This is a genomic window from Agromyces chromiiresistens (assembly GCF_029167465.1).
GTDB lineage: Bacteria > Actinomycetota > Actinomycetes > Actinomycetales > Microbacteriaceae > Agromyces > Agromyces chromiiresistens.
Genome location: NZ_JARFNL010000003.1, coordinates 248,586 through 272,911 on the forward strand (window position 1 = coordinate 248,586; position 24,326 = coordinate 272,911).

A 24,326-nucleotide genomic window follows, 5' to 3' on the forward strand; every position below is an offset into this window, starting at 1 on the left:
TCGTCCTCGTCAGTGGGCGGCCGCCTCGACGTGCGCGCGGCTCACCCGCTTGCGGAAGATCCAGTACGTCCACGCCTGGTAGGCGAGCACGAGCGGCAGGAAGATCAGCGCCACCCAGCTCATGACCGTGAGCGTGTACGGCGTCGACGAGGCGTTCTCGATCGTCAGGCTGTTCGCCGGATCGTTCGACGCGGGCATCACGTCGGGGAAGAGCGACGCGAACAGCGCGAGCACTGCGGCGGCGACGGTGATCGCGAGCAGCGCGAACGCGACTCCTTCGGCACCTCGCAGGTTCGCGATCCAGCCGCCGACGAGCGCGACGGCCGCGATCCCCGCCAGGATCCAGAACCAGGGAGTGCCGAACGCGAGCCCGGTCCACAGCAGGAAGGCGGCCGCGACGACGATCGTGACGACGCCCGCGCGCGTGGCGAGCCTGCGCGCACGCGCGCGCAGGTCGCCCTCGGTCTTGAGCGAGGCGAACACCACCCCGTGCGTGAAGAACAGGAGGAGCGTCGTGAGCCCGCCGAGCAGGGCGTACGGGTTCAGCAGGTCGAACAGCGTGCCCGTGTAGTTGTGGTCGGCATCGAGCGGCACGCCCTGCACGATGTTCGCGAAGGCCACACCCCAGAGCAGCGCCGGCACCGCGGAGCCGACGATGATCATGCCGTCGAACCAGGCCTTCCACTTCGACTCGGGGCGCTGGTGGCGGTACTCGAACGAGACGCCGCGGGCGATGAGCGCGAGCAGGATGAGCAGGAGCGCCAGGTAGAACCCCGAGAACAGGGTCGCGTACCACTCGGGGAAGGCGGCGAACAGGGATGCCCCGGCGACGATGACCCACGTCTCGTTGAGGTCCCAGACCGGGCCGATGGTGTTGATGAGCACTCGTCGGTCGGTGTCGTCCCTGCCGAGGAACGGCAGCGACATGCCGATGCCGAAGTCGAAGCCGTCGAGCACGAAGTAGCCGACGAAGAGGAAGGCCACGATCCAGAACCAGAGCGTTGAGAGATCCATGTCCGTCTCCTCAGTAGACCGTTGCGGCGGGCTCGACGCGGCCCGATTCGGGGTCGGGCTCGCCGATCTCGGGCGGCCCCTGCTTGATGGCGCGGATCACGAGCCGCACCTCGACGACCGCGAGCGCGCCGTAGATGAGCGTGAACGCGACGAGCGAGATGAGGACGTCGAGCCCGGTGACGTTCGGCGAGACCGCCGACTCGGTCGGCAGCAGGCTGAACACGATCCAGGGTTGGCGACCCATCTCGGTGAAGATCCAGCCGACGATCATCGCGGCGAGCGAGAGCGGGAAGCTCCAGATCGCGATCTTCCAGACCCACTTCTGCCGAGGCATCCGGCCCTTGCGGGTGAGCCACAGGCCGACGACCGCGACGAGCACGTGCAGCATGCCGAGGCCGATCATCCAGCGGAACGCCCAGTACGTGACCCAGATGATCGGCGCGTAGTCGCCGGGGCCGTAGAGGGCTTGGTAGTCGGCCTGCAGATCGTTGATGCCTTCGACGCAGCCGTCGAAGGTGTGCGTCGACAGCAGAGAGAGCAGGTAGGGCACCCGGATCGAGAAGAGCTCGGTCGTGCCGTCGGGGGTGCCGAGCGTGAACAGCGAGAACGACGCGTCGGCCCCGCAGACCGTGTCGTAGGTGGCTTCTGCGGCCGCCATCTTCATCGGCTGGGTCGCGACCATCGCGAGGCTCAGCTGGTCGCCGAAGAGGGTCGTCAGGATCCCCGAGCCGACCATGAGCCACAGGCCGAACTTCAGGGCCGGGCGCATCGAGTCGAGGTGCTGGTTGCGCGCGAGGTGCCACGCGCTCGCGCTGATGATGAGGCCGGCCGCGACCATGAAGCTCGCGGCGATCGTGTGCGGGAACGCGGCGAGGGCGACGGGGTTCGTCAGGAGCGTCCAGATGTCGACGAGTTCCGCGCGACCCTTCTCGGCGTTCATCTCGTACCCGACCGGGTTCTGCATGAAGGCGTTCGCGGCGATGATGAAGTAGGCCGAGACGATCGTGCCGACCGCGGTGCACCAGATGGTGGCGAGGTGGATGCCGCGGGGCAGTTTGTCCCAGCCGAAGATCCAGAGGCCGATGAACGTCGCCTCGAAGAAGAACGCGAGCAGGCCCTCGAGGGCGAGCGGTGCGCCGAAGACGTCGCCGACGAACCGCGAGTACTCCGACCAGTTCATGCCGAACTGGAACTCCTGCACGATGCCCGTCACGACGCCCATGGCGAAGTTGATGAGGAAGATCGACCCGAAGAACCGGGTCACCTGCAGGTACTGGGTCTTGCCCGTGCGGTACCACGCGGTCTGGAAGATCGCGACCGTCGTCGCGAGACCGATCGTGATCGGTACGAACAGGAAGTGATAGACGGTGGTCAACCCGAACTGCCATCGGGCGAGCAGCAACGGATCGAGCAGCTCGTTCACGGATACCCCTTTCGCGGAGTCCGAACATCTCGGTGAGATTCTTCTACAAAGCGTAAAACTTTGCTTCTACACAGCGTAGAACAATCCCGCCGACGGCGGTACTCTGGATGCATGGCGAGTCTCGGAGATCTCGAGCGCTCCGTGATGGAGGTGCTCTGGTCGAGCGACGTCGCGCTCACGGCGAATGAGCTGCGCGACGCGTTGGCCGTGCGCGGCGGCGATTCCGGCCGCACGGTGGCGACCACGACCGTGCTGACGGTGCTCTCGCGGCTCGAGCGCAAGGGCTTCGTGAGCCGCACGCGCGAGCGCCGTCCGCACCACTACCAGGCGCTGCTCTCCCGAGAAGAGCACACGGCGGAGCTCATGCACGAGGTGCTCGACCGCGCGAGCGACCGTGACGCCGCCCTCGCCCGCTTCGTCGGCACGGTGAGCGACGGCGAGGCCGCGACGCTCCGCCGGCTCCTCGACGAGCTCGCGCACCACTGACGATGCTCGCCGTCGCCGCGGTGCTCGGCGTGCTCGCCTTCGCGCTGGCCTGGCCGATCCCGGTCGCGCTCTCGCGCGCCGCCTGGCCGTCGCGATCGCCGGCTGCCGCCCTCGTGCTCTGGCAGTCGATCGCGATCGCCGGCGGACTCTCGATGATCGGCTGCCTCCTCGTCTACGGCGCGGCGCCCGCCGGCTCGCTCGTCGGCGCCTGGAACGCCCTCGTACCCGTGCTCCTCACCGGCCCGATCCCGCCGGAGTTCGACGTGCTCGAGCTCGCCGCCATCACGCTCGCCGCCGGTCTCGCCCTGCACCTCGCGCTGAACCTCGCCCTCACCGCTGTTCGCGCCGAACGCGAGCGACGGCGCCAGCACCAGCTCATCGCCCTGCTCGGCGACCCGATGCCGGGCCAACCCAGCACCCGCGTGCTCGCGCACCCGACCCCGCTCGCCTACTGCGTGCCCGGCATCCGCACGGCGACCGTGCTGACCGACGGTCTCGTCGACGCGCTGAGCCCGGCCGAGCTCGCCGCGGTGATCGCTCACGAGCGCGCCCACCTCGACCAGCTCCATCACCTCGTGCTGCTCGCCTTCCGCGCCTGGCACAGCGCACTGCCGTGGTTCCCGATCGCGAACCGCTCGGAGCGCGCCGTGATCCTCCTCGCGGAGATGCTCGCCGATGACCGGGCACGCCGCGTCGCCGGCGACGACGCGCTGCGCGGCGCCATGCTCGTCGTCGGCGCCGATGCGGGCCCGGCCGGGCTCGGCGACGACGGCGTCATCGCCGACGCCGACATGCTCGAGGCGCGTCTCGCGAGGCTCGACGGCACGACCCCGGCCCGCGACGGTCGCGGCGGCCCCGCACCCCGTCGTGCAGTGCCCGCACCCTCACGGCCGCTCGTGGTCGCGGCCTCGATCGCGCTCGTCGCGATCCCCCTACTGGCGTACGCCCTCGTCCTGACGAATACGACGCCGGTCTGACGCGCGCGCACGCCGCGATCGATACGCTCGAACGATGAACGAGATCCTCGACTGGATCCTGAACACCGTGCAATCGGTCGACCCCGTCGTCAGGACGCTCCTCGCGGGAGTCGGGATCATGCTCGAGACGAGCGTGCTGATCGGCCTGGTGGTGCCCGGCGACACCATCGTGCTCGTCGCCGCGACGGGGGTCGAGGACCTCGCGCAGTACTTCGCGCTCGCGTTCGCCGTGATCATCGGCGCACTCATCGGCGAGAGCATCGGCTTCGGCATCGGCCACTGGTTCGGCCCGCACCTGCTGCACTCGCGCCTCGGCCGGCGCATCGGCGAGGACCACTGGCATCGCGCACAGCGCTACCTCGACCGTCGAGGCGGGCCGGCGATCTTCATCTCGCGGTTCCTGCCGATCCTGCACTCGCTCATCCCGCTGACCGTGGGCATGAGCACGATGCGCTACCGCCGCTTCATCGCATGGACGCTTCCGGCGTGCGTCCTGTGGGCGTTCGCCTATGTCACCGTCGGATGGCTCGCCGCCGGCAGCTACCGGGAGCTGAGCCGCCAGCTGCACTGGGCGGGCTACCTCTTCGTCGGCGTCATCGTCGTCTTCCTGGCGCTCGTGTGGCTCGCGAAGAAGCTCATCGTCCGCTCGGAGGCGAAGCACATGGAGGCGGCGGAGGCGTCCGACGACTCCGGGGCACTCGACACCGCGCCGGTGGCTCCGACCGCGTTCGCCCCTGACCGCCGGACGCACGACGACCGTGCCGACGGCGAGGGGCCGGATGCCTCGACACCCGGCCCCTCGCGTCTCGGCTCCGACCGCTGACCGCGGTCGCAGCCGCCGGTACTCAGAAGAGCGACTGCTCGGCGAGCCAGTCGCTCGCGATCTGCTCGGCCGACTCCTGGTCGTCGACGCTCTTCGCGTTGAGGGCGACGAGCTCGTCGGCGGTCAGTGCCGCGCTCACCGTGTTGATGACCTCGGCGGCCTTGTCGTCGACCTTCTCGCTGACGACGGGCACGACGTTCGACGCGAGGAACAGGCCCTCGGGGTCTTCGAGGGTCACGAGGTCGCTCGTCGCGATCGCGGGGTTCGCACTGAAGATGTTGACGAGCTGCACGTCGCCGTCCTGCAGGGCCTTCAGCGTCAGCGGCCCGCCCGAGTCCTCGATCGGCGTGAACGCGACGTCGACGCCGTAGACCGACTTCAGCCCCTCCGGCCCGTACGGCCGGGTCGCGAGCTCCGAGTTGCCGCCGAGCGTCAGCGGCGTGGTCACCTTCGCGAGGTCGGCGAGGCTCGTGACGTCGTTCTGCTCGGAGAACTCCTTGGTCACGTTGTACGAGTCCTGGTCGGTCGCGGGCGACTGGTCGAGGACGCGCAGCCCCTCGGGCAGCGAGGTCTCGAGCTCGGCGTACACGTCGTCGGCCGTCGTCGCCGTGGTGTCGGGGACGTAGTACTGGAGCAGGTTGCCCGTGTACTCGGGGAAGACGTCGATGCTCCCGCTCTCGATCTCGGGCATGTAGACCTCGCGCTGGCCGATGCGCGGCTGCAGCTCGACGGTGATCCCGTTGGCTTCGAGCGCCTGCGCGTAGAGCTCGGCGATGATCTCGTTCGAGTAGTAGTCCTGCGACCCGACGACGAGCGTCTCGCCGCCGCCGTCGGTCTCGCCCGATCCGCTGTCGAGCGGATCGCTCGATGCACACCCTGCCAGGGCCACTGTCGCCCCGACCGCGACCGCCGCGAGTGCGACGAGCCGGCCTTTTCCTGCTGTGATCATGACTGGTTCCCTTCCTGGATGGGTTGCCCCACGGTCGCTCGCGACCGGGTCGGTCGTGAGCGAGGTTCGCGCGTGCGGGCGGCTCGCACGCCGGCGGGTACGACGACCCGCTGGATGATGGCGAAGCACCCGTCGACGACGAGTGCGAGGAGGATGACGAGGATCGAGCCGCCGAGCATCTCGGCGTAGTCGCGCGTCTTGAGACCCTCGAAGATGAAGCGGCCGAGCCCGAAGTTCGCGATGTATGCGGCGAGCGTCGCCGTCGCGACGATCTGCAGCGTGGCCGATCGGACGCCGCCGACGATGATCGGCATGCCGAGCGGCACCTCGACCTTGCTCACGACCTGGCGCTCGCGCATGCCCATCGCGCGTGCGGCATCGACGGTTCGGCGATCGACGCTCTCGAAACCCGAGTAGGCCCCGGCGAGCAATGGCGGCAGCGCCAGCACGACGAGCGCGATGATCGGAGCGGAGAGCCCGATGCCGAGCCACAGCCCGACGAGCGTCAGCAGACCGAGCGTCGGCAACGCGCGCAGGCCGCCGGAGACCATCACGGCGAGTTCGCGGCCGCGACCGGTGTGCCCCACGAGCCCGCCGAGCGGAAGCGCGATGAGTGCCGCGATGACGAGCACGATCGCCGAGATCACGAGGTGCTGCGCGATCCGCTCGGGAATGCTCCCGGGGCCCGTCCAGTGGGCGGGGTCGAGGATCCAGGCAACCGCTTCGAGCAGGAGGTTCACGAGGCGTCCACCTGCTCGACCCGCTCGAGGCTGCGGCGTCGTTGCGCCCGGCTCGGCCGCCACCAGGGCATGACCAGGCGCCCGATGGCCACACTCGCCCAGTCGAGCCCGATGGCGAGAGCCATCGTGACGACGATGCCGGTGATGATCTCGGCCTGGATCCCGCGTTGCAGACCGTCGGTGAACAGACTGCCGAGGCTCTGCACGCCGGTGACGGCGCCGATCGTCGCGAGGCTCACCGTGCTCACGATGACGACCCGGATGCCGGAGAGCAGCACGGGACCCGCGAGCGGGAGTTCGACGCCCCAGAACCGGCTGAACGACGCGTACCCGATCGCGGTGGCGGACTGGCGGACGTCTGGCTCGACGGCATCGAAGGCGTCGGCCGCGGTGCGAACGATCACGGCGATGCCGTAGAGGGTCAGCGCGACGACGAGGTTGATCGGCGAGGTCGTGCGCTGCCCGGTGAAGATCGGCAGCGCGATGAGCAGCGCGAGCGACGGGATCGCGTACAGCAGGCCGCACAGCGACAGCAGCACGCCGCGCGACCACCGGTACCGGTGCGCGACCCAGCCGATCGGAACGGAGATCACGAAGCTCAGTATGATCGCGGGCACCGACAATGCCAGGTGCACGAGGGTGAGCTCGCCGACCAGGTCGAGGTTCGACCAGAGCCACTTCACGAGGCGAGCACTCCCGCCGCACGCCCGTCGTCGTCGACGACCACGCGCCGACCGTCGACCTCGGTCACGTGCAGCACGCGCTTGCCCCGGTTCGCCCCGACGAAGTCGGCGACGAAGTCGTCGGCCGGGTTCGCGAGGATCTCCGCGGGTGACGCGGCCTGCGAGATGTGTCCGCCCTGCTGCATGATCACGACCTGGTCGCCGAGGAGGAAGGCCTCGTCGATGTCGTGGGTGACGAACACGACCGTCTTGCCCAGTTCGCCCTGCAGGCGGAGCAGTTCCTGCTGCAGCTCCGAACGGACGATCGGGTCGACCGCTCCGAACGGTTCGTCCATGAGGAGGATGTTCGGGTCGACCGCGAGCCCGCGGGCGACGCCGACGCGCTGCTGCTGACCGCCCGAGAGCTGGCTCGGGTACTTGTCGGCGAGCGAACGGTCGAGGCCGACGGTGTCGAGCAGTTCGAGCGCCCGCGCGTGCGCCTCGCGCTTGCGGACGCCGCGGAGGAGCGGCACGGTCGCCACGTTGTCGATCACCTTGCGATGCGGCAGCAGCCCGGAGTTCTGCATCACGTAGCCGATGCCGCGTCGCAGCACGACCGGATCGACGGTCGCGACATCCGTGCCGTCGATGAGCACCTGGCCGCCGGTCGGGTCGACCATGCGGTTGATCATGCGCAGGAGCGTGGTCTTGCCCGACCCCGACGAGCCGACCAGCACCGTCGTCTTGCGCGGCGGAATGACGATGTCGACGTCCGAGACGGCGAGCGTGCCGTCGGGGAAGCGCTTGGACACGCCGCGGAACTCGATCATGCTGGCTCAATCCCGTCGTCGGCGTTCGCTGCCATGTGCAGCTTCAAGCCAAACACCGATCGCGCCCGGAGCGCAACGGGGCGCCCCGCGAGTCGTCAGGCGGCTGAGGACGCGGAGAGGGCCCGTCCGAGGTGCTCGGCGAGGTAGTCGTGCACGAGACGCTTCGCCTCGGCGAGGTACCGCTCGTCGCCGTCGACCGATCGCTCGTACGCACGGCTGATGAGGGCGTCGCCGATCTCCATCGCCACCCCGAGGCGGAACCGCAGCTCCGCCTGGTCGCCCTCGCCGCCGAACTCGGCCTCGATGAGCCGGGCCATGCGGTGCGCGAACTCGGGCTCGACATCGCCTTCGGCGAGCTCGCGCTGCGCGGCGTGCACGACGCTGAACCCGGGCTCGCCGGCGTACATCTTGGCGCTGACGTCGAGCGCGACGTCGACGACCGTCCACCACGACTCGAGCGTCGTGCGCGCCATCTCGTCGGCGACCCGCTCGCGGAACCGGTGCACCGAGCGCTCGCGCAGCGCGTAGAGCACGGCGACGCGGTCGGGGAAGTAGCGGTACACCGTGCCGATCGAGGCGCCTGCGCGCTCGGCGACCATCTGGGTCGTCAGGCGCTCGAACCCCGATTCGTCGACGATCTCGGCGGCAGCATCGAGCAGCGCGTCGAGGCGCTGGCTGGACCGACGCTGCGTCGGCTCGGTGCGGACCGAGCGCCTCCGGCTCGGATCGGCCCCGAGGATCAGGTCGATGTTCGGCACGGAACCTCCTCAGTTGCTCGCACCACTCTACCGGGCGTCGAACGCCCGGGCGTGCACCCGCCGTTTCGCGACGTGTCCCCCGTGCATGACAGACTGAGTGGATGCCGGCGAGCTCCCCCACCCCGCACGGTTCTCGAGAGCGCCAGGTCCGGCATCGCGCCGCGCGCATCGAGGACTGGTTCCACGACGTGCGCTCCCGCGGCGCCCGTCGTCGCGGGCATGTGCCGACCGTCGTGCCGTACACGGGATACGGCTCGACCGAATGGGTGCGCGTGTTCTGCCGCGTGCTGCTGTCGAAGCCGGTGGCCGCCGACGAACGCTCGAAGCGCCGCCGCAAGCGCGGCGAACAGGGCATCCGGGGCTGGCGCAGCTTCACGAGCGTGCCGGTCGGCGACGTTCCGGTCGTCATCGACGTCGGCGGCCAGCGCATCGAGGTGCTCGCCGACCGCGGCGGCGTCGTCGACACGACCGTGCCGGCGTCGCTCGCGCCCGGCTGGCACCGCGCCACCCTCAGCACCGAGGGCGCCGAGCCCGTCGAGGCGCCGATCCGCATCGTCGGTCCCGACGTCGACTTCGGCATCATCTCCGATGTCGACGACACCGTCATGGTGACGGCGCTCCCCCGCCCGCTCGTCGCCGCTTGGAACACGTTCGTGCTCGACGAGCACGCACGCATCCCCACGCCCGGCATGGCCGTCCTGTTCGAGCGGCTCGCCCGCTCGCACCCCGGCTCCCCCGTCATCTACCTGTCGACGGGCGCGTGGAACGTCGCACCCACCCTCACGCGCTTCCTCTCGCGCAACCTGTTCCCCGCCGGCCCACTGCTCCTGACCGACTGGGGCCCGACTCACGATCGCTGGTTCCGCAGCGGCCGCGAGCACAAGGCCGAGAATCTCCGTCGCCTCGCCGAGGAGTTCCCGAACGTGCGCTGGCTGCTCATCGGCGACGACGGCCAGCATGACGAGGAGCTCTACGCCCGCTTCGCCGCCGAGCATCCCGATCGCGTCGCCGCGATCGCGATCCGCCGGCTCTCGACCGGTGAGGCCGTGCTCGCCGGCGGACGCACCAAGGCCGAGGAGCACGGCACCGACGTGCCCTGGGTCTCGGCGAGCGACGGCTCGACGATCGCCGATCGGCTCGCCGAGGTCGGCGTCGTCTGAGCGCTCCGCTCGTCGCGCACACCTGGTCGGAGCGCTAGCGGGCGACCGCCCGGTCGCGAGACCGCCGGAACGACGCGAGTCCGCGGTTGACCTGCCGCGCCCACAAGGGCCCGCGGTAGATGAAGGCCGAGTACCCCTGCACGAGCGTCGCACCTGCGTCGAGCCGGTCCTGCACATCGGCGGCCGTCTCGACGCCGCCGACCGAGATCACGCACAGGTCGTCGGGCACGCTGCGGCGCACGACGCGCAGCACCTCGAGCGAGCGGGCGGCGAGCGGGGCACCCGACAGGCCGCCGGCACCGATGGCTTCGATCGCGGATGCCTCGGTCGTGAGCCCCTCGCGGGAGATCGTCGTATTCGTGGCGATGATGCCGTCGAGGCCGAGCCGCACGACGAGCTCGCAGATGCGCTCCACCTCCGAGTCGGCGAGGTCGGGCGCGATCTTCACGAGGAGCGGGGTGGTTCCCGCGGCCTCGCGCACGGTCTCGAGGAGCGGTGCGAGGGCGTCGAGCTCCTGCAGCCCACGGAGGCCGGGTGTGTTCGGAGAGCTCACGTTGACCACGAGGTAGTCGGCGTACGGGGCGAGCAGCTTCGCGCTGCGCACGTAGTCGCCCACGGCGTCCTCGACGGCGGTCACCCTGCTCTTGCCGATGTTGACACCGAGCACGGGCCGGTGCGAGCGGCGCGACAGCCGCGAGAGGCGACCGGCCGCAGCATCCGCCCCGCCGTTGTTGAACCCCATGCGGTTGATGAGCGCCCGGTCCTTCACCAGCCGGAAGAGGCGCGGCCGCTCGTTGCCCGGTTGCGCGATCGCCGTGATCGTGCCGACCTCGACATGCCCGAAGCCGAGCTGGCCGAGACCGATGACCGCGCGAGCGTCCTTGTCGAAACCCGCGGCCACGCCGAACGGCGACGGGAATCGGAGCCCGAGCGTCTCGACCGCGAGTGACGGGTCGGGGGCGGTGAACCGCTCGACGAGGCGTCCGAGGCCGAGCGTCGGCAGGCCCCGGATCACGCTGAACGCGAGGTGGTGCGCGTCTTCGGGGTCGAGCTTCGTGAGGAAGAGGGAGAAGAGGAGTCGATACATGCCGGATTCAGGGTACCCGTCGCGAGGCACGGCGACGTCACTCGACCGGCCGGGCGGGCAACCGGCCGTGCTCCTCGCGCAACTGCTCGATCGCCGCCTCGAAGTCGTCGAGCGACTCGAACGCCTGGTAGACGCTCGCGAAGCGCAGGTACGCCACCTCGTCGAGCTCGCGGAGCGGCGGAAGGATGGCGAGGCCGATGTCGTTCGCCTCGATCTGCGACGCACCGGTCGAACGGATCGTCTCCTCGACCTTCTGCGCGAGCACCGCGAGGTCGGAATCGGTCACCGGGCGACCCTGGCACGCCTTCTTGACGCCGAGCACGACCTTCTCGCGGCTGAACGGCTCGACGACACCCGAGCGCTTCATGACGACGAGGCTCGCCGTCTCGGTCGTCGAGAACCGACGCCCGCACTCGGGGCACTGCCTGCGGCGGCGGATCGACAGTCCGTCGTCGCTCGTGCGGGAGTCGATGACGCGCGAATCGGGGTGGCGGCAGAAGGGACAGTACATGGTGACCCCAGCCTAGCGGCGCGCGGGCGCCTCACTCCGCGTCGAAGCGCGCCGCCACGGCCTCGCCGTGAGCAGGCAGGTCCTCCTCGGTCGAGAGGGCGGCGATCACCGGGGCGACCTCGCGCAGCGCGGCCTCGTCGTAGCGCACGACCTGCTGCGGACGCAGGAAGGTCGCGGCCGACAATCCCGCCGCGAAACGGGCCTGACCGCCGGTCGGCAGCACGTGGTTGGATCCGGCTGCGTAGTCGCCGAGGCTCACCGGCGAGTAGGGGCCGATGAAGATCGCACCCGCGTTCTCGATGCGGGCGAGCACGGCGTCGGCGTCGCGGACCTGGATCTCGAGGTGCTCGGGCCCGAAGGCGTTCGCGAACGCCGCCGCCTGCTCGAGGTCGTCGACGAGGACGAGCGCCGACTGCGCGCCGGTGAGCGACTGGTGCACACGGTCGCCGTGCTTCGTCGCGGCCGATCGCGCCGCGAGCCGGTCGAGCACCCGCTCGGCGAACGCGGGCGAATCGGTCACGAGCACCGCAGCGGCGAGCTCGTCGTGTTCCGCCTGGCTGATGAGGTCGGCGGCCACGAAATCGGCGTCAGCCGCATCATCGGCGATGACGAGGATGTCGGTCGGTCCCGCTTCCGCGTCGATGCCGGTGACCCCGTGGACGACCCGTTTGGCCGCCGCGACGTAGACGTTGCCGGGCCCGGTGACGAGCTGCACCGGCTCGAGCCCGAGGGCGGGCACGCCGTACGCGAAGGCACCGATCGCGCCGGCGCCGCCCATCGCGTAGACCTCGGTGATGCCGAGCAGGGCGGCGACGCCCGCGATCGTCGGATGCACGCGCCCGCCGAACTCCGCCTGCGGCGGCGAGGCGAGCGCGATCGATGCGACGCCGGCCGCCTGTGCGGGCACGACGTTCATGACGACGCTCGAAGGGTAGACGGCCTTGCCGCCCGGCACGTACAGGCCGACCCTGCCGACCGGTTGCCAGCGCTGCTCGATGACGGCGCCCGCACCGAGCTCGGTGCGCCGGGCGCCGGGCACCTGGGCGGAGCTCGCGGCGCGCACCCGCTCGATCGTGCGTTCGGCCGCGGCCCGGATCTCGGGCGCGAGGCCGTCGCGCGCAGCTGCGAGCTCGTCGGCGGGCACTCGCACGTACGGCGGAGTCACCCGGTCGAAGCGCTCGGCCTGCTCCAGGAGCGCCGACTCGCCATGCGCTCGGACGGCCTCGATGAGGGCGCGCGCGGGCTCGAGCGCGGCCGACACGTCGGTCGCCGCCCGGGGCACGAGCGCGAGCAGTTCGCTCGTCGATGGGCGGGTCGCGCGGAGGTCGATCGTTCGCAGCATGGTGGCTCAAGCCTACCGAGCGGCGCCCGCCGCCCGGCGGGCCGGCGTCACACGAGGCAGTTCGGGCCGAGCAGGCTCTTGAGCTCGCCGTAGAAGTCGGCGCTCACGTTCACCGGGTACGGCAGCTCGAAGACGCGTGCGGACCGCCCGCGCACGAGCTTCAGCCGCACCTCGGTATCGCCTCGATGCCGGCTCAGCACCTCGCCGAGGGCGGTGATCGTCTCGGTCGTCGCCCGCTGGTCGGGCAGCGAGATCATGACCGGGCCGCTCTCTTCGCCCTGGCCGAGGTCGGGCGTGAAGACGCTGAAGGCGTGCAGGTTCATGCCGTCGTCGCGCATGCTGACCCGGCCCCGCACCACGGCGATCGTGTCGGCCTGCAGGCCCGGTGCGAACTCCTGGTAGGCCTTGCCCATGAACATGACGGTGATCTCGCCCGAGAAGTCCTCGACCTGGATCATGCCGTACTGGTTGCCCGAGGCCTTGGCGATACGGTGCTGCACGCTCGTGACGAGGCCCGCGACGGTGACCGTGTCGCCGTCCTGCGTGGAGTCGGATCCCATGAGGTCGGTGATCGTCGTCGAGGCGTGCTTGGCGAGCGGCACCTCGAGGCCGGCCAGCGGATGGTCGGACACGTAGAGCCCGAGCATCTCGCGCTCGAAGGCGAGCTTGTCCTTCTTCGTCCATTCGGGCCGGTCGGGGACCAGCGAGGGCGCGGCCTCCTTCTCGTGCTCGTCGAAGAGGCTGTCGAAGTCGAACCCGACGTCGCCGTTCTCCTCGGCGCGCTTCTCCTTCACGGCCGACTCGACGGCGCCCTCGTGGATCTCGACGAGCGAGCGACGCGTGTGGCCGAGCGAATCGAAGGCCCCCGCCTTCACGAGCGACTCGACCGTGCGCTTGTTCGCGACGGGGATCGGCACCTTCTTCAGGAAGTCGTGGAACGACTCGAACCGCCCCTCCTTCTCACGGGCGCCGCGGATCGCGTCGACGACGTTGAAGCCGACGTTGCGTACCGCACCGAGGCCGAAGCGGATGTCGTCGCCGACGGCGGCGAAGAATCCGATCGATTCGTTCACGTCGGGCGGGAGCACCTTGATGCCCATGCGGCGGCACTCGTTGAGGTAGAGGGCGAGCTTGTCGCGGGCGTCGCCGACGCTCGTGAGGAGGGCCGCCATGTACTCGGCCGGGAAGTGGGCCTTGAGGTACGCCGTCCAGTAGCTGAGCACGCCGTACGCCGCCGAGTGGGCCTTGTTGAACGCGTAGTCGGAGAACGGCAGCAGGATCTCCCACAGCTTGCCGATCGCCTCATCGGAGTACCCGTTCGACTTCATGCCCGCCGAGAAGCCCTCGTACTGCTTGTCGAGCTCGGACTTCTTCTTCTTGCCCATCGCGCGCCGAAGGATGTCGGCCTGGCCGAGCGAGAACCCGGCGACCCGCTGGGCGATCGCCATCACCTGCTCCTGGTAGATGATGAGGCCGTAGCTCGTGTCGAGGATGTCCTTCAGCGACTCGGCGAACTCGGGGTGGATCGGCGTGATCTCCTGCAGGCCGTTCTTGCGCAGCGCGTAGTTCGTGTGCGAGTTCGCTCCCATGGGGCCCGGGCGGTAGAGCGCGATGACGGCGGAGATGTCCTCGAAGTTGTCGGGCTTCATGAGGCGCAGGAGCGAACGCATCGGCCCGCCGTCGAGCTGGAACACCCCGAGCGTGTCGCCCCGCGAGAGGAGGGCGTAGGCCTCGGGGTCGTCGAGGGCGAGGTCTTCGAGCACCGGCCGGAAGCCGCGGTTCGCCTCGATGTTGTCGAGCGCGTCGTCGATGATCGTGAGGTTGCGCAGCCCCAGGAAGTCCATCTTGATGAGGCCGAGCGACTCGCACGCCGGGTAGTCGAACTGCGTGACGATCTGCCCGTCCTGCTCGCGCTTCATGATCGGGATGATGTCGATGAGCGGGTCGCTCGACATGATCACGCCGGCCGCGTGCACGCCCCACTGGCGCTTCAGGTTCTCGATGCCGAGCGCCGTCTCGAAGACGGTCTTGGCCTCGGGGTCGGTCTCGACGATCGCGCGGATGTCGCCCGCCTCTTTGTAGCGCGGGTGGTTCTTGTCGAAGATGCCGGTGAGCGGAATGTCCTTGCCCATGACCGCGGGCGGCATCGCCTTCGTGAGCTTCTCGCCCATCGAGAACGGGAAGCCGAGCACGCGCCCCGAGTCCTTCAGCGCCTGCTTCGCCTTGATCGTGCCGTACGTGACGATCTGCGCGACCCGCTCTTCGCCGTACTTCTCGGTCACGTACTTGATGACCTCGCCGCGACGACGCTCGTCGAAGTCGACGTCGAAGTCGGGCATCGAGACGCGGTCGGGGTTCAGGAAGCGCTCGAAGATGAGACCGTGCTGCAGCGGGTCGAGGTCGGTGATCTTCATCGCGTAGGCCGCCATCGAACCTGCGCCCGATCCTCGGCCCGGTCCGACCCGGATGCCGTGCTCCTTCGACCAGTTGATGAAGTCGGCGACGACGAGGAAGTAGCCCGGGAAACCCATCTGGCTGATCACGCCGACCTCGTAGTCGGCCTGCTTGCGCACGTCGGCCGGGATGCCGTTCGGGTACCGGAGGTGGAGGCCCTTCTCGACCTCCTTCACGAACCAGCTCTCTTCGTTCTCGCCCTCGGGCACCGGGAATCGCGGCATGTAGTTCGCGCTCGTGTTGAACTGCACGTTGCAGCGCTCGGCGATCGCGAGCGTGTTGTCGCACGCCTCGGGGTGGTCGCGGAAGATCTGTCGCATCTCGGCCGCGGTCTTCAGGTAGAAGTCGTCGGCGTCGAACTTGAACCGGTTGGGGTCGTCGAGCGTCGAGCCCGACTGCACGCACAGCAGCGCTGCGTGGCTCTTGGCGTCGTGCGCATGCGTGTAATGGAGGTCGTTCGTCGCGACGAGCGGCAGGCCCAGGTCTTTCGCGAGGCGCAGCAGGTCGGTCATGATGCGCTTCTCGATGCCGAGGCCGTGGTCCATGATCTCGCAGAAGAAGTTGTCGGCCCCGAAGATGTCGCGGAACTCGGCCGCCGCCTTGACCGCCTCGTCGTACTGTCCGAGCCTGAGGCGCGTCTGCACCTCGCCGGAGGGGCAGCCGGTCGTCGCGATGAGCCCCTTCGAGTAGGTCTGCAGGAGCTCGCGGTCCATGCGCGGCTTGAAGTAGTACCCCTCGATCGACGCGCGGCTCGAGAGGCGGAAGAGGTTGTGCATGCCCTCGGTCGTCTCCGACAGGAGGGTCATGTGCGTGTAGGCGCCCGAGCCGGAGACGTCGTCGCCGCCGCCGTTGCCCCAACGGATGCGGGTCTTGTCGCTGCGATGGGTGCCGGGCGTCAGGTACGCCTCGGTGCCGATGATCGGCTTGATGCCGGCGTCGGTCGCCTGCTTCCAGAAGTCGTAGGCGCCGAACACGTTGCCGTGGTCGGTGACCGCCACCGCCGGCATCTCGTACCCCTGGGCCGCCTTGATCAGCTCACCCACTCGAGCTGCGCCGTCGAGCATCGAGTACTCGGAATGCACGTGCAGATGGACGAATGAATCGGCGGCCACGGGGCTCCTCATCGGGGTGGATCTGGGTCGGTGCTTCGAGTGTACGGCGACCCGGTGACGCTCGTCGGCGTGTCGTTCGCGGGTCGGAGGTCAGTCGCCGCGGAGCACGTCGAGCGCGTGAGCGAGGTCGGCCGGGTAGGCAGAGGAAAACGTCGTCCACTCCCCCGTGCCCGGGTGCGTGAGCGAGAGCTCGTGCGCGTGCAGCCACTGCCGCGTGAGTCCGAGACGTGCCGAGAGCGTCGGGTCGGCACCGTACATCGAGTCGCCCGCGCAGGGGTGGCGCTGCGCCGCCATGTGCACGCGGATCTGGTGCGTTCGGCCGGTCTCGAGGTGCACCTCGAGGAGCGACGCGTACGGGAACGCCTCGATCGTCTCGTAGTGCGTGACGGCGTGCTTGCCGTCGGCGGTCACGGCGAACTTCCACTCCGACCGCGGGTGACGCCCGACCGGCGCGTCGATCGTGCCGGCGAGCGGGTCGGGGTGCCCCTGCACGACCGTGTGGTAGATCTTCTCGACCTCGCGGTCGTGGAACTGCCGCTTGAGCTCCGTGTAGGCGCGCTCGGACTTCGCCACGACCATGAGGCCGCTCGTCCCGGCATCGAGCCGGTGCACCACACCCTGTCGTTCGGGCGCGCCCGACGTCGAGATGCGGAACCCGGCCGCGGCCAGCGCGCCGACGACCGTCGGGCCGTTCCAGCCGAGCGAGGGGTGCGCGGCGACGCCCGCCGGCTTGTCGACGACGACGAGATCGTCGTCGTCGTGCACGATGCCGAGCTCGGGAACCGCGATCGGTTCGACGGCGAGGGTGCGCGGCGGCTCCCAGCTCACCTCGAGCCAGCTGCCGGCGCGCAGGCGATCGGACTTGCCGACGACGGCGCCGTCGAGGAGCACGCCGCCGGACTCCGCGATCTCCGCCGCCAGCGTGCGGGAGAAGCCGAGCAGCTTCGCGAGGCCGGCGTCGACCCTCGTGGCGTCGAGCCCGTCGGGCACGGGCAGCGAGCGATGTTCCATCAGGCCTCGGCGACGGCGGCCGCACGCGGCCCGTCGGCGTCGCCCGCGGCCGTGGTCTCGCCCGACGGAGCGTCGCCGTCGAGCGCGGTCGTTCCGGAGGCATCCGCCCGGTCGGTCTTCGGCGCGCGCGTCTCGCGCGTGCCGTCGAGCCCGACACCGCGGATGGTGAGGATCATGAACAGCACCATGCTCGACACGATCGCCATGTCGGCGACGTTGTAGATCGCCGGCAGCAGCCATGGCGTCGAGATGAAGTCGATCACGTGCCCGAGCCCGAAGCTCGGCTCTCGGAAGAGCCGGTCGGTCAGGTTGCCGAGCACCCCGCCGAGCAGGAGCCCGAACACGAGCGCCCACGCGACGGAGCGGATACGGCGGGAGAACCAGATGATGAACGTGATGACGGTCGCGGCGAGGATCGTGAAGATCCAGGTCATGCCGCTCGCGAGCGAGAACGCCGCGCCGGGGTTCCGCACGAACTGCCACTGGAGCACGGAACCCAGCACCGGCACGACCTCGCCTTCGGTGAGGTTCGAGACGACGAGGAACTTGCTCAGCTGGTCGAGGCCGTACGCCGCGAGTGCGGCGCCGGCCAGGACCAGCAGGGCGGTGGTGGTGCCGACCTTCGCGGCCCGCTCAGCCGCCAAAGCCCTGGAAGGTCGGAGCAGGCTGCTCGGCGGGGGCCGAGAAGCCCTGGTTGCCCGACACCTGCACCGGGGCGGCGGTGTCGAGCTCGCGCAGCTGACCCTCGATGTAGCTCTTCAGCTTGGCGCGGTAGTCGCGTTCGAACGTGCGCAGCTCGTCGACGCGCTTCTCGAGCGCCACGCGCTCCTGGTCGAGGATGCCCATCTGCTGACGCTGCTTGGCTTCGGCCTCGGCGACGACGCGCGCCGCGGTCGCGTGACCCTCGGCGATGAGCGCATCGCGCTTCTCGATGCCCTCGCGCACGTGCTCCTCGTGGAGGCGGCGGGCGAGCTGGAGCAGGTTCGTCGTCGACGTCTGCTCGTCGAGCTCGGACTGCGGCGCTGCCGGCTGCGTCGGCACGGCGACCGTGGGCGGCGGTGCGGCGGGCTCCGTGTAGACGGCGGCGGGCGCGGGAGCGGCCGGGGCCGGGGCACTCGCGGCCTCGGCGGCGCGAGCCTCGGCGGCGGCGACGCGCTGGCGAAGCTCGTCGTTCTCCTGGTTCAGCCGGCGCAGCTCGACGACCACCTCATCGAGGAAGTCGTCGACCTCGTCCTGGTCGTAGCCCTCCCGGAACTTCGTCGCCTGGAAGCGCTTGTTGACCACATCTTCCGGAGTTAGCGCCATGGCTTCCCACCCTCAAATCTGTCGAACGGTTCGATCACGTTCTGCTAACGGTAGCAAACACCGACTGCGAGTCGTGAGCCGCGTTCGACTTCACCGGTCACGCTCGCAGGAGATGCTCAGCCGACGGCGGACGCCGCGGCCAGCCACGACACGACGGTCATGGCGACGATGACGACCAGCATGGCCAGGCTCCACCCGAGATCGAGTGCGACCTGGCCGATGCGGATCGGCGGGATGACCCGGCGGAAGAACCTGACCGGCGGATCGGTGACGGAATACACGGCCTCGACCACCACGAGCCAGAACCCGCGTGGCCGCCAGGAGCGGTTGAACGTCCGCACGAGATCGAGCACGAACCGCCCCCACATCACGAAGAAGTAGATGAGCAGCAGTGCGTAGAGGACGTTCCAGACGATCGAGAGCGCGCCCACCGACGGCTACGCGTGCGTGAAGAACGACGCGTCGACGTCGCCCTCGGCGTCGCCGCTCTCGCCCGAGACGACGACGTGCGACGGCGACAGCAGGAACACCTTGCTCGTGACGCGCTCGATCTTGCCGTAGAGACCCTGCGAGAGGCCGCTGGCGAAGTCGATGAGCCGACGGGCGTCGCCGTCGGACATCTGCGAGAGGTTGATGATCACGGGGACTCCCTCGCGGAAGGACTCGGCGATCACCTGCGCGTCACGGTACTGGCGCGGGTGCACGGTCAGGATCTCGTTCATCTCCACCTGCGGGGTGCTCGGCTGTACGTGGTGCTTACGGAGCGGCGTGACTGCAGCCCCGATCTTCGGCGCCGGTGCGGGCGCCGCGTGGACGACCGGGGCGGGAGCCGCAGCTGCGGGGCCCGGCGAGGCGGCGGCGTGCGGCGCCTCCTGCTCGAGCTCCTCATCGGCGAGTCCGAGGTAGACCATGGTCTTCTTGAGCGGGTTCGACATCGATGCCTCCGTCTGTGTTCCGTCTCTTCGAGGCTAACCGGCGGCCGGCCGGTTCCCGGTGATTGCCGTTCCGATCCGGAGGTGTGTCGCACCCTCCAAGATCGCGTCGCGGAAATCGTGGCTCATCCCCATGGACAAGTCGGTCGCGTCGGGCGCGAGGCGCACGACGCGCTCGGAGAGCTCGCGGACGCGGGCGAAGGCGGGCCGTGCCGGCTCGTCGAGCGGCGCCACCGCCATCAACCCGCGCAGCACGAGGCCGGGGGTCTCGAGCACGTGCTCGACGAGCGCCTCGAGCTCCGCCGGGGCGACGCCGCCGCGGCCCGGATCATCCGTGAGGTTCACCTGCACGAAGCAGTCGACGGAGGTCTCGTCGGAGCGCAGCACGTCGACGAGCGCACGCCGGTCGATCGAGTGTATGGCCGACGCGTAGGTGCGGACCTGCCGTGCCTTCTTGCTCTGCAGCTGGCCGATGAAGTGCCAGTGCAGGCCGAGCTCCGCGAGCTCGGCGGCCTTCGCCTGAGCCTCCTGGTGGCGGTTCTCCCCCACGTCGCGCACGCCGAGGGTCGCGAGATCGCGCACGAGCGAGGCGGGCTGGAACTTCGTGACCACGATGGTCGTGATCTCGGATGCCTCGCGGCCGGCGTCGGCCGCGGCGTCCGAGATCGCCGCCTGCACGGCGGCGAGCCGGAAACCGAGCCCGCTCACAAGGCTCGCCCCCGGCCCGTCCGTGCCGCGCGCACTCGAGAAGCTCCGCTCACTTCAGGAAGTCGGGGATGTCGAGGTCGTCGTCTCCGGCGTCGAATGCCGGGTCGGTCACGATCTGGTCGGCGGTCGACGTCGACGCCTCGCCCCAATTGGCGGTCTCCACGAGTTCGTCGATGTCGATCTCCGCGATGACGTCGGCCGCTTCATCGCTCAGCGACTCGCCGAGGGCCGCCCCGCCGGCCGCGACCGGCACGCCGACCGCCGCGGCCGCCGCCGGCACGAAGTTCGAGCGGCGCGCCTCGACGGGCTTGGCATTGGGCTCACCGCCGTCGAAGCCGGCGGCGATGACGGTCACGCGCACCTCGTCGCCGAGGGTGTCGTCGATGACGGCGCCGAAGATGATGTTCGCCTCCGGGTGCACGGCCTCCTGCACGAGGCGGGCGGCGTCGTTGATCTCGAAGATGCCGAGGTTCGAGCCGCCCTGGATCGAGAGCAGCACACCGTGCGCCCCGTCGATCGACGCCTCGAGCAGCGGACTCGCGACCGCGAGTTCGGCGGCCTTGATCGCACGGTCGGCGCCTCTCGACGAGCCGATGCCCATGAGGGCCGAGCCGGCCCCCTGCATGACCGACTTGACGTCGGCGAAGTCGAGGTTGATGAGGCCGGGCGTCGTGATCAGGTCGGTGATGCCCTGCACACCGGCGAGGAGCACCTGGTCGGCGGTCGAGAACGCCTCGAGCATCGAGATGCCCCGGTCGCTGATCTCGAGCAGACGGTCGTTCGGCACCACGATGAGGGTGTCGACCTCTTCCTTCAGGCGCGCGACGCCCTGCTCGGCCTGCGTCTGGCGCCGCTTGCCTTCGAAGCCGAAGGGCTTCGTGACGACACCGATGGTGAGCGCGCCGATCGACTTGGCGATGCGCGCGACGACCGGGGCACCCCCCGTGCCGGTGCCGCCGCCCTCGCCCGCGGTGACGAAGACCATGTCGGCGCCCGCGAGCGCCTCCTCGATCTCCTCCGCGTGGTCCTCGGCGGCGCGACGGCCGACCTCGGGGTCGGCGCCGGCGCCGAGACCCCGCGTCAGGTCGCGGCCGACGTCGAGCTTGACGTCGGCGTCGCTCATGAGCAGCGCCTGTGCGTCGGTGTTGATCGCGATGAATTCGACTCCGCGCAGGCCGAGTTCGATCATGCGGTTGACGGCGTTGACGCCGCCGCCGCCGATACCGACCACCTTGATAACGGCGAGGTAGTTCTGGTTTGTCGACATGTCCGGCCTTCCGTGCGAACTCTGAACCCTGAACCTCTAGTCGAAGGTTAAAGTTTTGCTGAGTATGCAATTCCTGAGACGACGGTAGGTCGCCGCGCGGGCGCGTCGAGCAAGGCGAGCCCGGCGTGTCGCGATCCGACCGTCGAGATGGTCGCCCGGGCCCCTCGCGAACCCTCCGGCGCCCCGCGTCAGCCCGTGATCGGAGCCTCCGGCGACGAGACGTCGTAGCCGGGCACCGTGTCGGGCGGCGCCGCCTTCATGAGCGTCGCGAGCACGTCGGCCTTGAGACCGGAGTCGTTCGCGCCGCCCCAGACGACCGGCACCCCGCCCGCGAGCTCGAGCCGCACGTCGTCGGGAGTTTCCGCCGAGGCGCCGACGAGCTGGCTGCGCACCTCGGCGGGGAGGCTCCGCACGACCGCGGCGACGGCTTTGAAGCCCTCGGAGCCGACGCCCCCGTCGACCTCGATGAGCGGCTGCCCGTCGGGACGCTCGGCCGGCCGGTCGATGACGACCCCGGCCGCGTCCACGAGCTCGAGACCGCCGCCCTTCGCCTCGATGACGCCGACCGGCGTGCGCTCGACGATCCGCACCACGAGCGTGCCGGGCGGGATCGTCTCGACCGAGTACGTCTCGATGAGCCGGAAGTCCGCGAGTGCCGCATGCACCTGTTCGCCCGTGATGAGGGTCAGCGGGGTGCCGAGCTGGCCGTCGAACGCGGCCGCGATCGAGTCGGCGGGGATGCGCGAGGCTCCTTCGACGCGCACCTCGCGCAACGCCATGAGCGGCGAGTACGCGCCCGCGACGATGCCGACGGTCACGGCCGCGACCGCTCCGCCCGCGATCCACCAGGTGAGCCGACGACGGCGCGACCGCTTCGTGAACCGGCGCACCTCCTGCTTCTCGTAACGCCGGCGTTCGCGCTCGGCGGCCGCGAGTGCGCGCCTGGCCGACTTCGCATCGGCCGGCCGATCGCCGGTATGGTCCGCCGTCGCGGCAGCCGGCCCGGGTTCGACCTCGGGCGCCGCGGCGCCCGGTGCTCGGACGGCACCGCCCACGGGAATCGTCACGGAAGGTTCGACCACGACGATCGGCTCGGTCGTGACGCGGTCGGCTGCGTCCCTCCCGCCGTAGCGGAGCGACGGACCGGCCGCGCCGGATCCGCCCGCCCCGGCGGGCGCGGGCGCTCGTACGGCGCCGAGCGGATCGGCTCCCGCCGCGGGGGCGTCCGCACCGCCCCGCGGCTCGGGCGCCGGCGTTCGCCTCGGGCGCCGCGGCGTGCGTCCGTCGAAGCCCTGCGGCCGCTTCACGCGCGGCCCGCCGTCACCCGCGCTCCCGCTCGAGCGATCCGAGCAGCTGCGGCACGATGCGGTAGACGTCACCGCAGCCGAGGGTGATGACGAAGTCGCCGTCGCGGGCGATCTTCGCCGTGTGGTCGGCGGCCGCCTGCCAGTCGGCGATGAACGCGACCTTCTCGGGATCGGCGAACCGCTCGCTCACGAGTGCGCCAGTCACCCCGGGCACCGGATCCTCGCGGGCACCGTACACGTCGAGCACGACGGTCTCGTCGGCGAACTCCTCGAGCACCTCGGCGAACTCCTTCGCGAAGGCCTGGGTGCGGCTGTAGGTGTGCGGCTGGTGCACGGCGATGATGCGTCCGTCGCCGACGACGGTGCGCGCCGCGGCCAGTGCCGCCGCGACCTCCGTCGGGTGGTGCGCGTAGTCGTCGTAGACGCTCACGCCGCCCACGGTGCCGTGGAGTTCGAAGCGGCGACCGGTGCCGGTGAAGCGGGAGATGCCCTCGAGCGCGGCGGCCGGCTCGTAGCCCAGCCCGACGAGCACGGCGAACGCGCCTGCGGCGTTGATCGCGTTGTGCTTGCCCGGGATGCGCAGCCTCGCCGCGTAGTCGACACCGTCATAGGCGATGACGAAGGCCACCGGGCCGTCGGTCTCGATCGAGTGCACCCGCACCGAGGCATCCGCCGCCTCGCCGAACGTGACGACGTTCGCGTGGCCGAGCCGCTCGTGCACGCGCTGCGCACCGGCATCGTCGGAGGAGATCACGACGAACTCCGAGGCGCGGTCGGCGAAGTCGACGAACGCCTGCTCGAACGCCTCGCGCGAGCCGTAGTGGTCGAGGTGGTCGGGATCGACGTTCGTGATGAGCGCGACGGCGGTGTCGTAGAGGAGGAACGAGCCGTCGGACTCGTCGGCCTCGACGACGAAGAGCTCGCCCTCGCCTGCGGACGACGAGACGCCCAGCCCGTCGATGACGCCGCCGTTCACGAAGCTCGGATCGGCCCCGAGCGCGAGGAGGCCGGTGACGATCATGCCGGTCGACGTGGTCTTGCCGTGGGCGCCGGCGACCGACACGAGGCGCTGGCCCGAGATCAGCCAGGCGAGCGCCTGCGAGCGGTGCAGCACGGGCAGCCCGCGCTCGAGGGCCAGCTGGTACTCGGGGTTGTCCTGCCAGAGCGCGCCGGTCACGACGACCGCATCGGCGTCGCCGAGGTTCGCGGCGTCGTGCCCGATCGCGATCTCGGCACCGAGCTCGCGGAGCGCGGCGATGTTCGCCGAGTCGCGCACGTCGGAGCCGGTCACCCGATGGCCGGCACCGATGAACAGGCGCGCGATGCCGCTCATGCCGGACCCCCCGATGCCGACGAAGTGCACGGCGCCGAGCTCGGCGGGGATCTGGATCGAGAGATCGGGCTTGATGGTCACGTTCGGGCGCTCTTCCTCGGTGCGGTCGGGGTCGTCGGTGCGCCGGCGGGCGCG

24 protein-coding genes are annotated in these 24,326 nt (G+C 70.1%); 4 read left to right on the forward strand and 20 right to left on the reverse strand.

Going from position 1 to position 24,326, the window contains the following annotated elements:
- Window positions 1-9: 9 nt before the first annotated feature.
- Window positions 10-1,014: a cytochrome d ubiquinol oxidase subunit II gene (gene cydB / locus PX701_RS07065; protein ID WP_275505875.1), complete on the reverse strand. Its 1,005-nt coding sequence runs from the start codon at window positions 1,012-1,014 to the stop codon at window positions 10-12.
- A gap of 10 nt (window positions 1,015-1,024) precedes the next feature.
- Window positions 1,025-2,437 carry a cytochrome ubiquinol oxidase subunit I gene (locus PX701_RS07070; protein ID WP_275505876.1) on the reverse strand — a complete coding sequence of 471 codons (1,413 nt, stop codon included), beginning with the start codon at window positions 2,435-2,437 and terminating at the stop codon, window positions 1,025-1,027.
- Between the two features lie 111 nt (window positions 2,438-2,548).
- On the opposite strand from PX701_RS07070, the gene PX701_RS07075 reads away from it, so the two are divergent.
- Genes PX701_RS07075 through PX701_RS07085 form a run of 3 tightly spaced genes read left to right on the forward strand, consistent with a single transcriptional unit; the run spans window position 2,549 to window position 4,723 of the window.
- Window positions 2,549-2,923: a BlaI/MecI/CopY family transcriptional regulator gene (locus PX701_RS07075; RefSeq protein WP_231431180.1), complete on the forward strand. Its 375-nt coding sequence runs from the start codon at window positions 2,549-2,551 to the stop codon at window positions 2,921-2,923.
- A gap of 2 nt (window positions 2,924-2,925) precedes the next feature.
- Complete coding sequence (locus PX701_RS07080; protein ID WP_231431181.1) at window positions 2,926-3,900, forward strand: M56 family metallopeptidase; 975 nt, start codon at window positions 2,926-2,928, stop codon at window positions 3,898-3,900.
- A 34-nt stretch (window positions 3,901-3,934) separates the two neighbouring features.
- Complete coding sequence (locus PX701_RS07085) at window positions 3,935-4,723, forward strand: DedA family protein (RefSeq protein ID WP_338029110.1); 789 nt, start codon at window positions 3,935-3,937, stop codon at window positions 4,721-4,723.
- A gap of 22 nt (window positions 4,724-4,745) precedes the next feature.
- Here the strand turns inward: PX701_RS07085 and PX701_RS07090 are convergent, their stop codons facing one another.
- From PX701_RS07090 to PX701_RS07110, 5 genes are all read right to left on the reverse strand, one after another.
- The gene (locus PX701_RS07090) at window positions 4,746-5,672 is read right to left on the reverse strand and encodes an ABC transporter substrate-binding protein (RefSeq protein ID WP_275505877.1); all 927 of its coding nucleotides are present in this window, start codon (window positions 5,670-5,672) and stop codon (window positions 4,746-4,748) included.
- Window positions 5,669-6,412 (reverse strand): ABC transporter permease, encoded by a 744-nt coding sequence (locus tag PX701_RS07095; RefSeq protein ID WP_231431183.1) that lies wholly within the window; start codon window positions 6,410-6,412, stop codon window positions 5,669-5,671. Before PX701_RS07095 ends, PX701_RS07090 begins: the two co-directional genes overlap by 4 nt.
- Window positions 6,409-7,095 carry an ABC transporter permease gene (locus tag PX701_RS07100; protein ID WP_231431184.1) on the reverse strand — a complete coding sequence of 229 codons (687 nt, stop codon included), beginning with the start codon at window positions 7,093-7,095 and terminating at the stop codon, window positions 6,409-6,411. The genes PX701_RS07095 and PX701_RS07100 overlap by 4 nt, the downstream gene beginning before the upstream one ends.
- The gene (locus tag PX701_RS07105) at window positions 7,092-7,904 is read right to left on the reverse strand and encodes an ABC transporter ATP-binding protein (RefSeq protein ID WP_231431185.1); all 813 of its coding nucleotides are present in this window, start codon (window positions 7,902-7,904) and stop codon (window positions 7,092-7,094) included. Before PX701_RS07105 ends, PX701_RS07100 begins: the two co-directional genes overlap by 4 nt.
- Window positions 7,905-7,999: 95 nt before the next feature.
- Window positions 8,000-8,662, reverse strand: a complete 663-nt coding sequence (locus tag PX701_RS07110; protein ID WP_231431186.1) for a TetR/AcrR family transcriptional regulator — start codon at window positions 8,660-8,662, stop codon at window positions 8,000-8,002.
- 101 nt (window positions 8,663-8,763) lie between these two features.
- On the opposite strand from PX701_RS07110, the gene PX701_RS07115 reads away from it, so the two are divergent.
- Window positions 8,764-9,822 (forward strand): App1 family protein, encoded by a 1,059-nt coding sequence (locus tag PX701_RS07115; RefSeq protein ID WP_231431187.1) that lies wholly within the window; start codon window positions 8,764-8,766, stop codon window positions 9,820-9,822.
- Between the two features lie 34 nt (window positions 9,823-9,856).
- On the opposite strand, the gene PX701_RS07120 is transcribed toward PX701_RS07115, so the two are convergent.
- The 13 genes from PX701_RS07120 to murC all read right to left on the reverse strand — a co-directional run bounded on the left by PX701_RS07120 (window position 9,857) and on the right by murC (window position 24,272).
- Complete coding sequence (locus tag PX701_RS07120; protein ID WP_231431188.1) at window positions 9,857-10,909, reverse strand: quinone-dependent dihydroorotate dehydrogenase; 1,053 nt, start codon at window positions 10,907-10,909, stop codon at window positions 9,857-9,859.
- Between the two features lie 37 nt (window positions 10,910-10,946).
- Window positions 10,947-11,420 (reverse strand): transcriptional regulator NrdR, encoded by a 474-nt coding sequence (gene nrdR, locus PX701_RS07125; protein WP_231431189.1) that lies wholly within the window; start codon window positions 11,418-11,420, stop codon window positions 10,947-10,949.
- 31 nt (window positions 11,421-11,451) lie between these two features.
- Window positions 11,452-12,762, reverse strand: coding sequence for a histidinol dehydrogenase (hisD, locus tag PX701_RS07130; RefSeq protein ID WP_275505878.1), 1,311 nt, complete (start codon window positions 12,760-12,762; stop codon window positions 11,452-11,454).
- Between the two features lie 47 nt (window positions 12,763-12,809).
- The gene (gene dnaE / locus PX701_RS07135) at window positions 12,810-16,340 is read right to left on the reverse strand and encodes a DNA polymerase III subunit alpha (RefSeq protein WP_420831067.1); all 3,531 of its coding nucleotides are present in this window, start codon (window positions 16,338-16,340) and stop codon (window positions 12,810-12,812) included.
- 78 nt (window positions 16,341-16,418) lie between these two features.
- Entirely contained in the window at window positions 16,419-17,339 is a 921-nt protein-coding gene (locus tag PX701_RS07140) for an RluA family pseudouridine synthase (protein WP_275505880.1), read from the reverse strand.
- On the reverse strand, window positions 17,339-17,983 hold the full coding sequence (gene lspA / locus PX701_RS07145; RefSeq protein WP_308191654.1) for a signal peptidase II: 645 nt from the start codon (window positions 17,981-17,983) through the stop codon (window positions 17,339-17,341). The genes PX701_RS07140 and lspA overlap by 1 nt, the downstream gene beginning before the upstream one ends.
- Window positions 17,973-18,644 (reverse strand): DivIVA domain-containing protein, encoded by a 672-nt coding sequence (locus tag PX701_RS07150; protein WP_231431192.1) that lies wholly within the window; start codon window positions 18,642-18,644, stop codon window positions 17,973-17,975. The genes lspA and PX701_RS07150 overlap by 11 nt, the downstream gene beginning before the upstream one ends.
- 116 nt (window positions 18,645-18,760) lie before the next feature.
- Window positions 18,761-19,075 carry a YggT family protein gene (locus tag PX701_RS07155; RefSeq protein ID WP_231431193.1) on the reverse strand — a complete coding sequence of 105 codons (315 nt, stop codon included), beginning with the start codon at window positions 19,073-19,075 and terminating at the stop codon, window positions 18,761-18,763.
- Between the two features lie 6 nt (window positions 19,076-19,081).
- The gene (locus tag PX701_RS07160) at window positions 19,082-19,579 is read right to left on the reverse strand and encodes a cell division protein SepF (RefSeq protein ID WP_275505881.1); all 498 of its coding nucleotides are present in this window, start codon (window positions 19,577-19,579) and stop codon (window positions 19,082-19,084) included.
- A gap of 33 nt (window positions 19,580-19,612) precedes the next feature.
- Window positions 19,613-20,284 (reverse strand): YggS family pyridoxal phosphate-dependent enzyme, encoded by a 672-nt coding sequence (locus PX701_RS07165; RefSeq protein ID WP_275505882.1) that lies wholly within the window; start codon window positions 20,282-20,284, stop codon window positions 19,613-19,615.
- Between the two features lie 49 nt (window positions 20,285-20,333).
- Window positions 20,334-21,551 (reverse strand): cell division protein FtsZ, encoded by a 1,218-nt coding sequence (ftsZ, locus tag PX701_RS07170; RefSeq protein WP_275505883.1) that lies wholly within the window; start codon window positions 21,549-21,551, stop codon window positions 20,334-20,336.
- 188 nt (window positions 21,552-21,739) lie between these two features.
- Window positions 21,740-22,858, reverse strand: coding sequence for a cell division protein FtsQ/DivIB (locus PX701_RS07175; protein WP_275505884.1), 1,119 nt, complete (start codon window positions 22,856-22,858; stop codon window positions 21,740-21,742).
- Window positions 22,859-22,871: 13 nt separating this feature from the next.
- Entirely contained in the window at window positions 22,872-24,272 is a 1,401-nt protein-coding gene (gene murC / locus PX701_RS07180) for a UDP-N-acetylmuramate--L-alanine ligase (RefSeq protein WP_275505885.1), read from the reverse strand.
- Window positions 24,273-24,326 lie beyond the last annotated feature (54 nt).

Coding starts and splice junctions, on each gene's coding strand:
- PX701_RS07115 (WP_231431187.1), top strand. CDS start 8,764: ATGCCGGCGAGCTCCCCCACCCCGCACGGTTCTCGAGAGCGCCAGGTC.
- PX701_RS07080 (WP_231431181.1), top strand. CDS start 2,926: ATGCTCGCCGTCGCCGCGGTGCTCGGCGTGCTCGCCTTCGCGCTGGCC.
- PX701_RS07105 (WP_231431185.1), bottom strand. CDS start 7,904: ATGATCGAGTTCCGCGGCGTGTCCAAGCGCTTCCCCGACGGCACGCTC.
- PX701_RS07140 (WP_275505880.1), bottom strand. CDS start 17,339: ATGGAACATCGCTCGCTGCCCGTGCCCGACGGGCTCGACGCCACGAGG.
- PX701_RS07160 (WP_275505881.1), bottom strand. CDS start 19,579: ATGTCGAACCCGCTCAAGAAGACCATGGTCTACCTCGGACTCGCCGAT.
- nrdR (WP_231431189.1), bottom strand. CDS start 11,420: ATGTACTGTCCCTTCTGCCGCCACCCCGATTCGCGCGTCATCGACTCC.
- PX701_RS07150 (WP_231431192.1), bottom strand. CDS start 18,644: ATGGCGCTAACTCCGGAAGATGTGGTCAACAAGCGCTTCCAGGCGACG.
- hisD (WP_275505878.1), bottom strand. CDS start 12,762: ATGCTGCGAACGATCGACCTCCGCGCGACCCGCCCATCGACGAGCGAA.
- PX701_RS07090 (WP_275505877.1), bottom strand. CDS start 5,672: ATGATCACAGCAGGAAAAGGCCGGCTCGTCGCACTCGCGGCGGTCGCG.
- PX701_RS07085 (WP_338029110.1), top strand. CDS start 3,935: ATGAACGAGATCCTCGACTGGATCCTGAACACCGTGCAATCGGTCGAC.
- PX701_RS07075 (WP_231431180.1), top strand. CDS start 2,549: ATGGCGAGTCTCGGAGATCTCGAGCGCTCCGTGATGGAGGTGCTCTGG.
- ftsZ (WP_275505883.1), bottom strand. CDS start 21,551: ATGTCGACAAACCAGAACTACCTCGCCGTTATCAAGGTGGTCGGTATC.
- PX701_RS07120 (WP_231431188.1), bottom strand. CDS start 10,909: ATGTATCGACTCCTCTTCTCCCTCTTCCTCACGAAGCTCGACCCCGAA.
- cydB (WP_275505875.1), bottom strand. CDS start 1,014: ATGGATCTCTCAACGCTCTGGTTCTGGATCGTGGCCTTCCTCTTCGTC.
- dnaE (WP_420831067.1), bottom strand. CDS start 16,340: ATGAGGAGCCCCGTGGCCGCCGATTCATTCGTCCATCTGCACGTGCAT.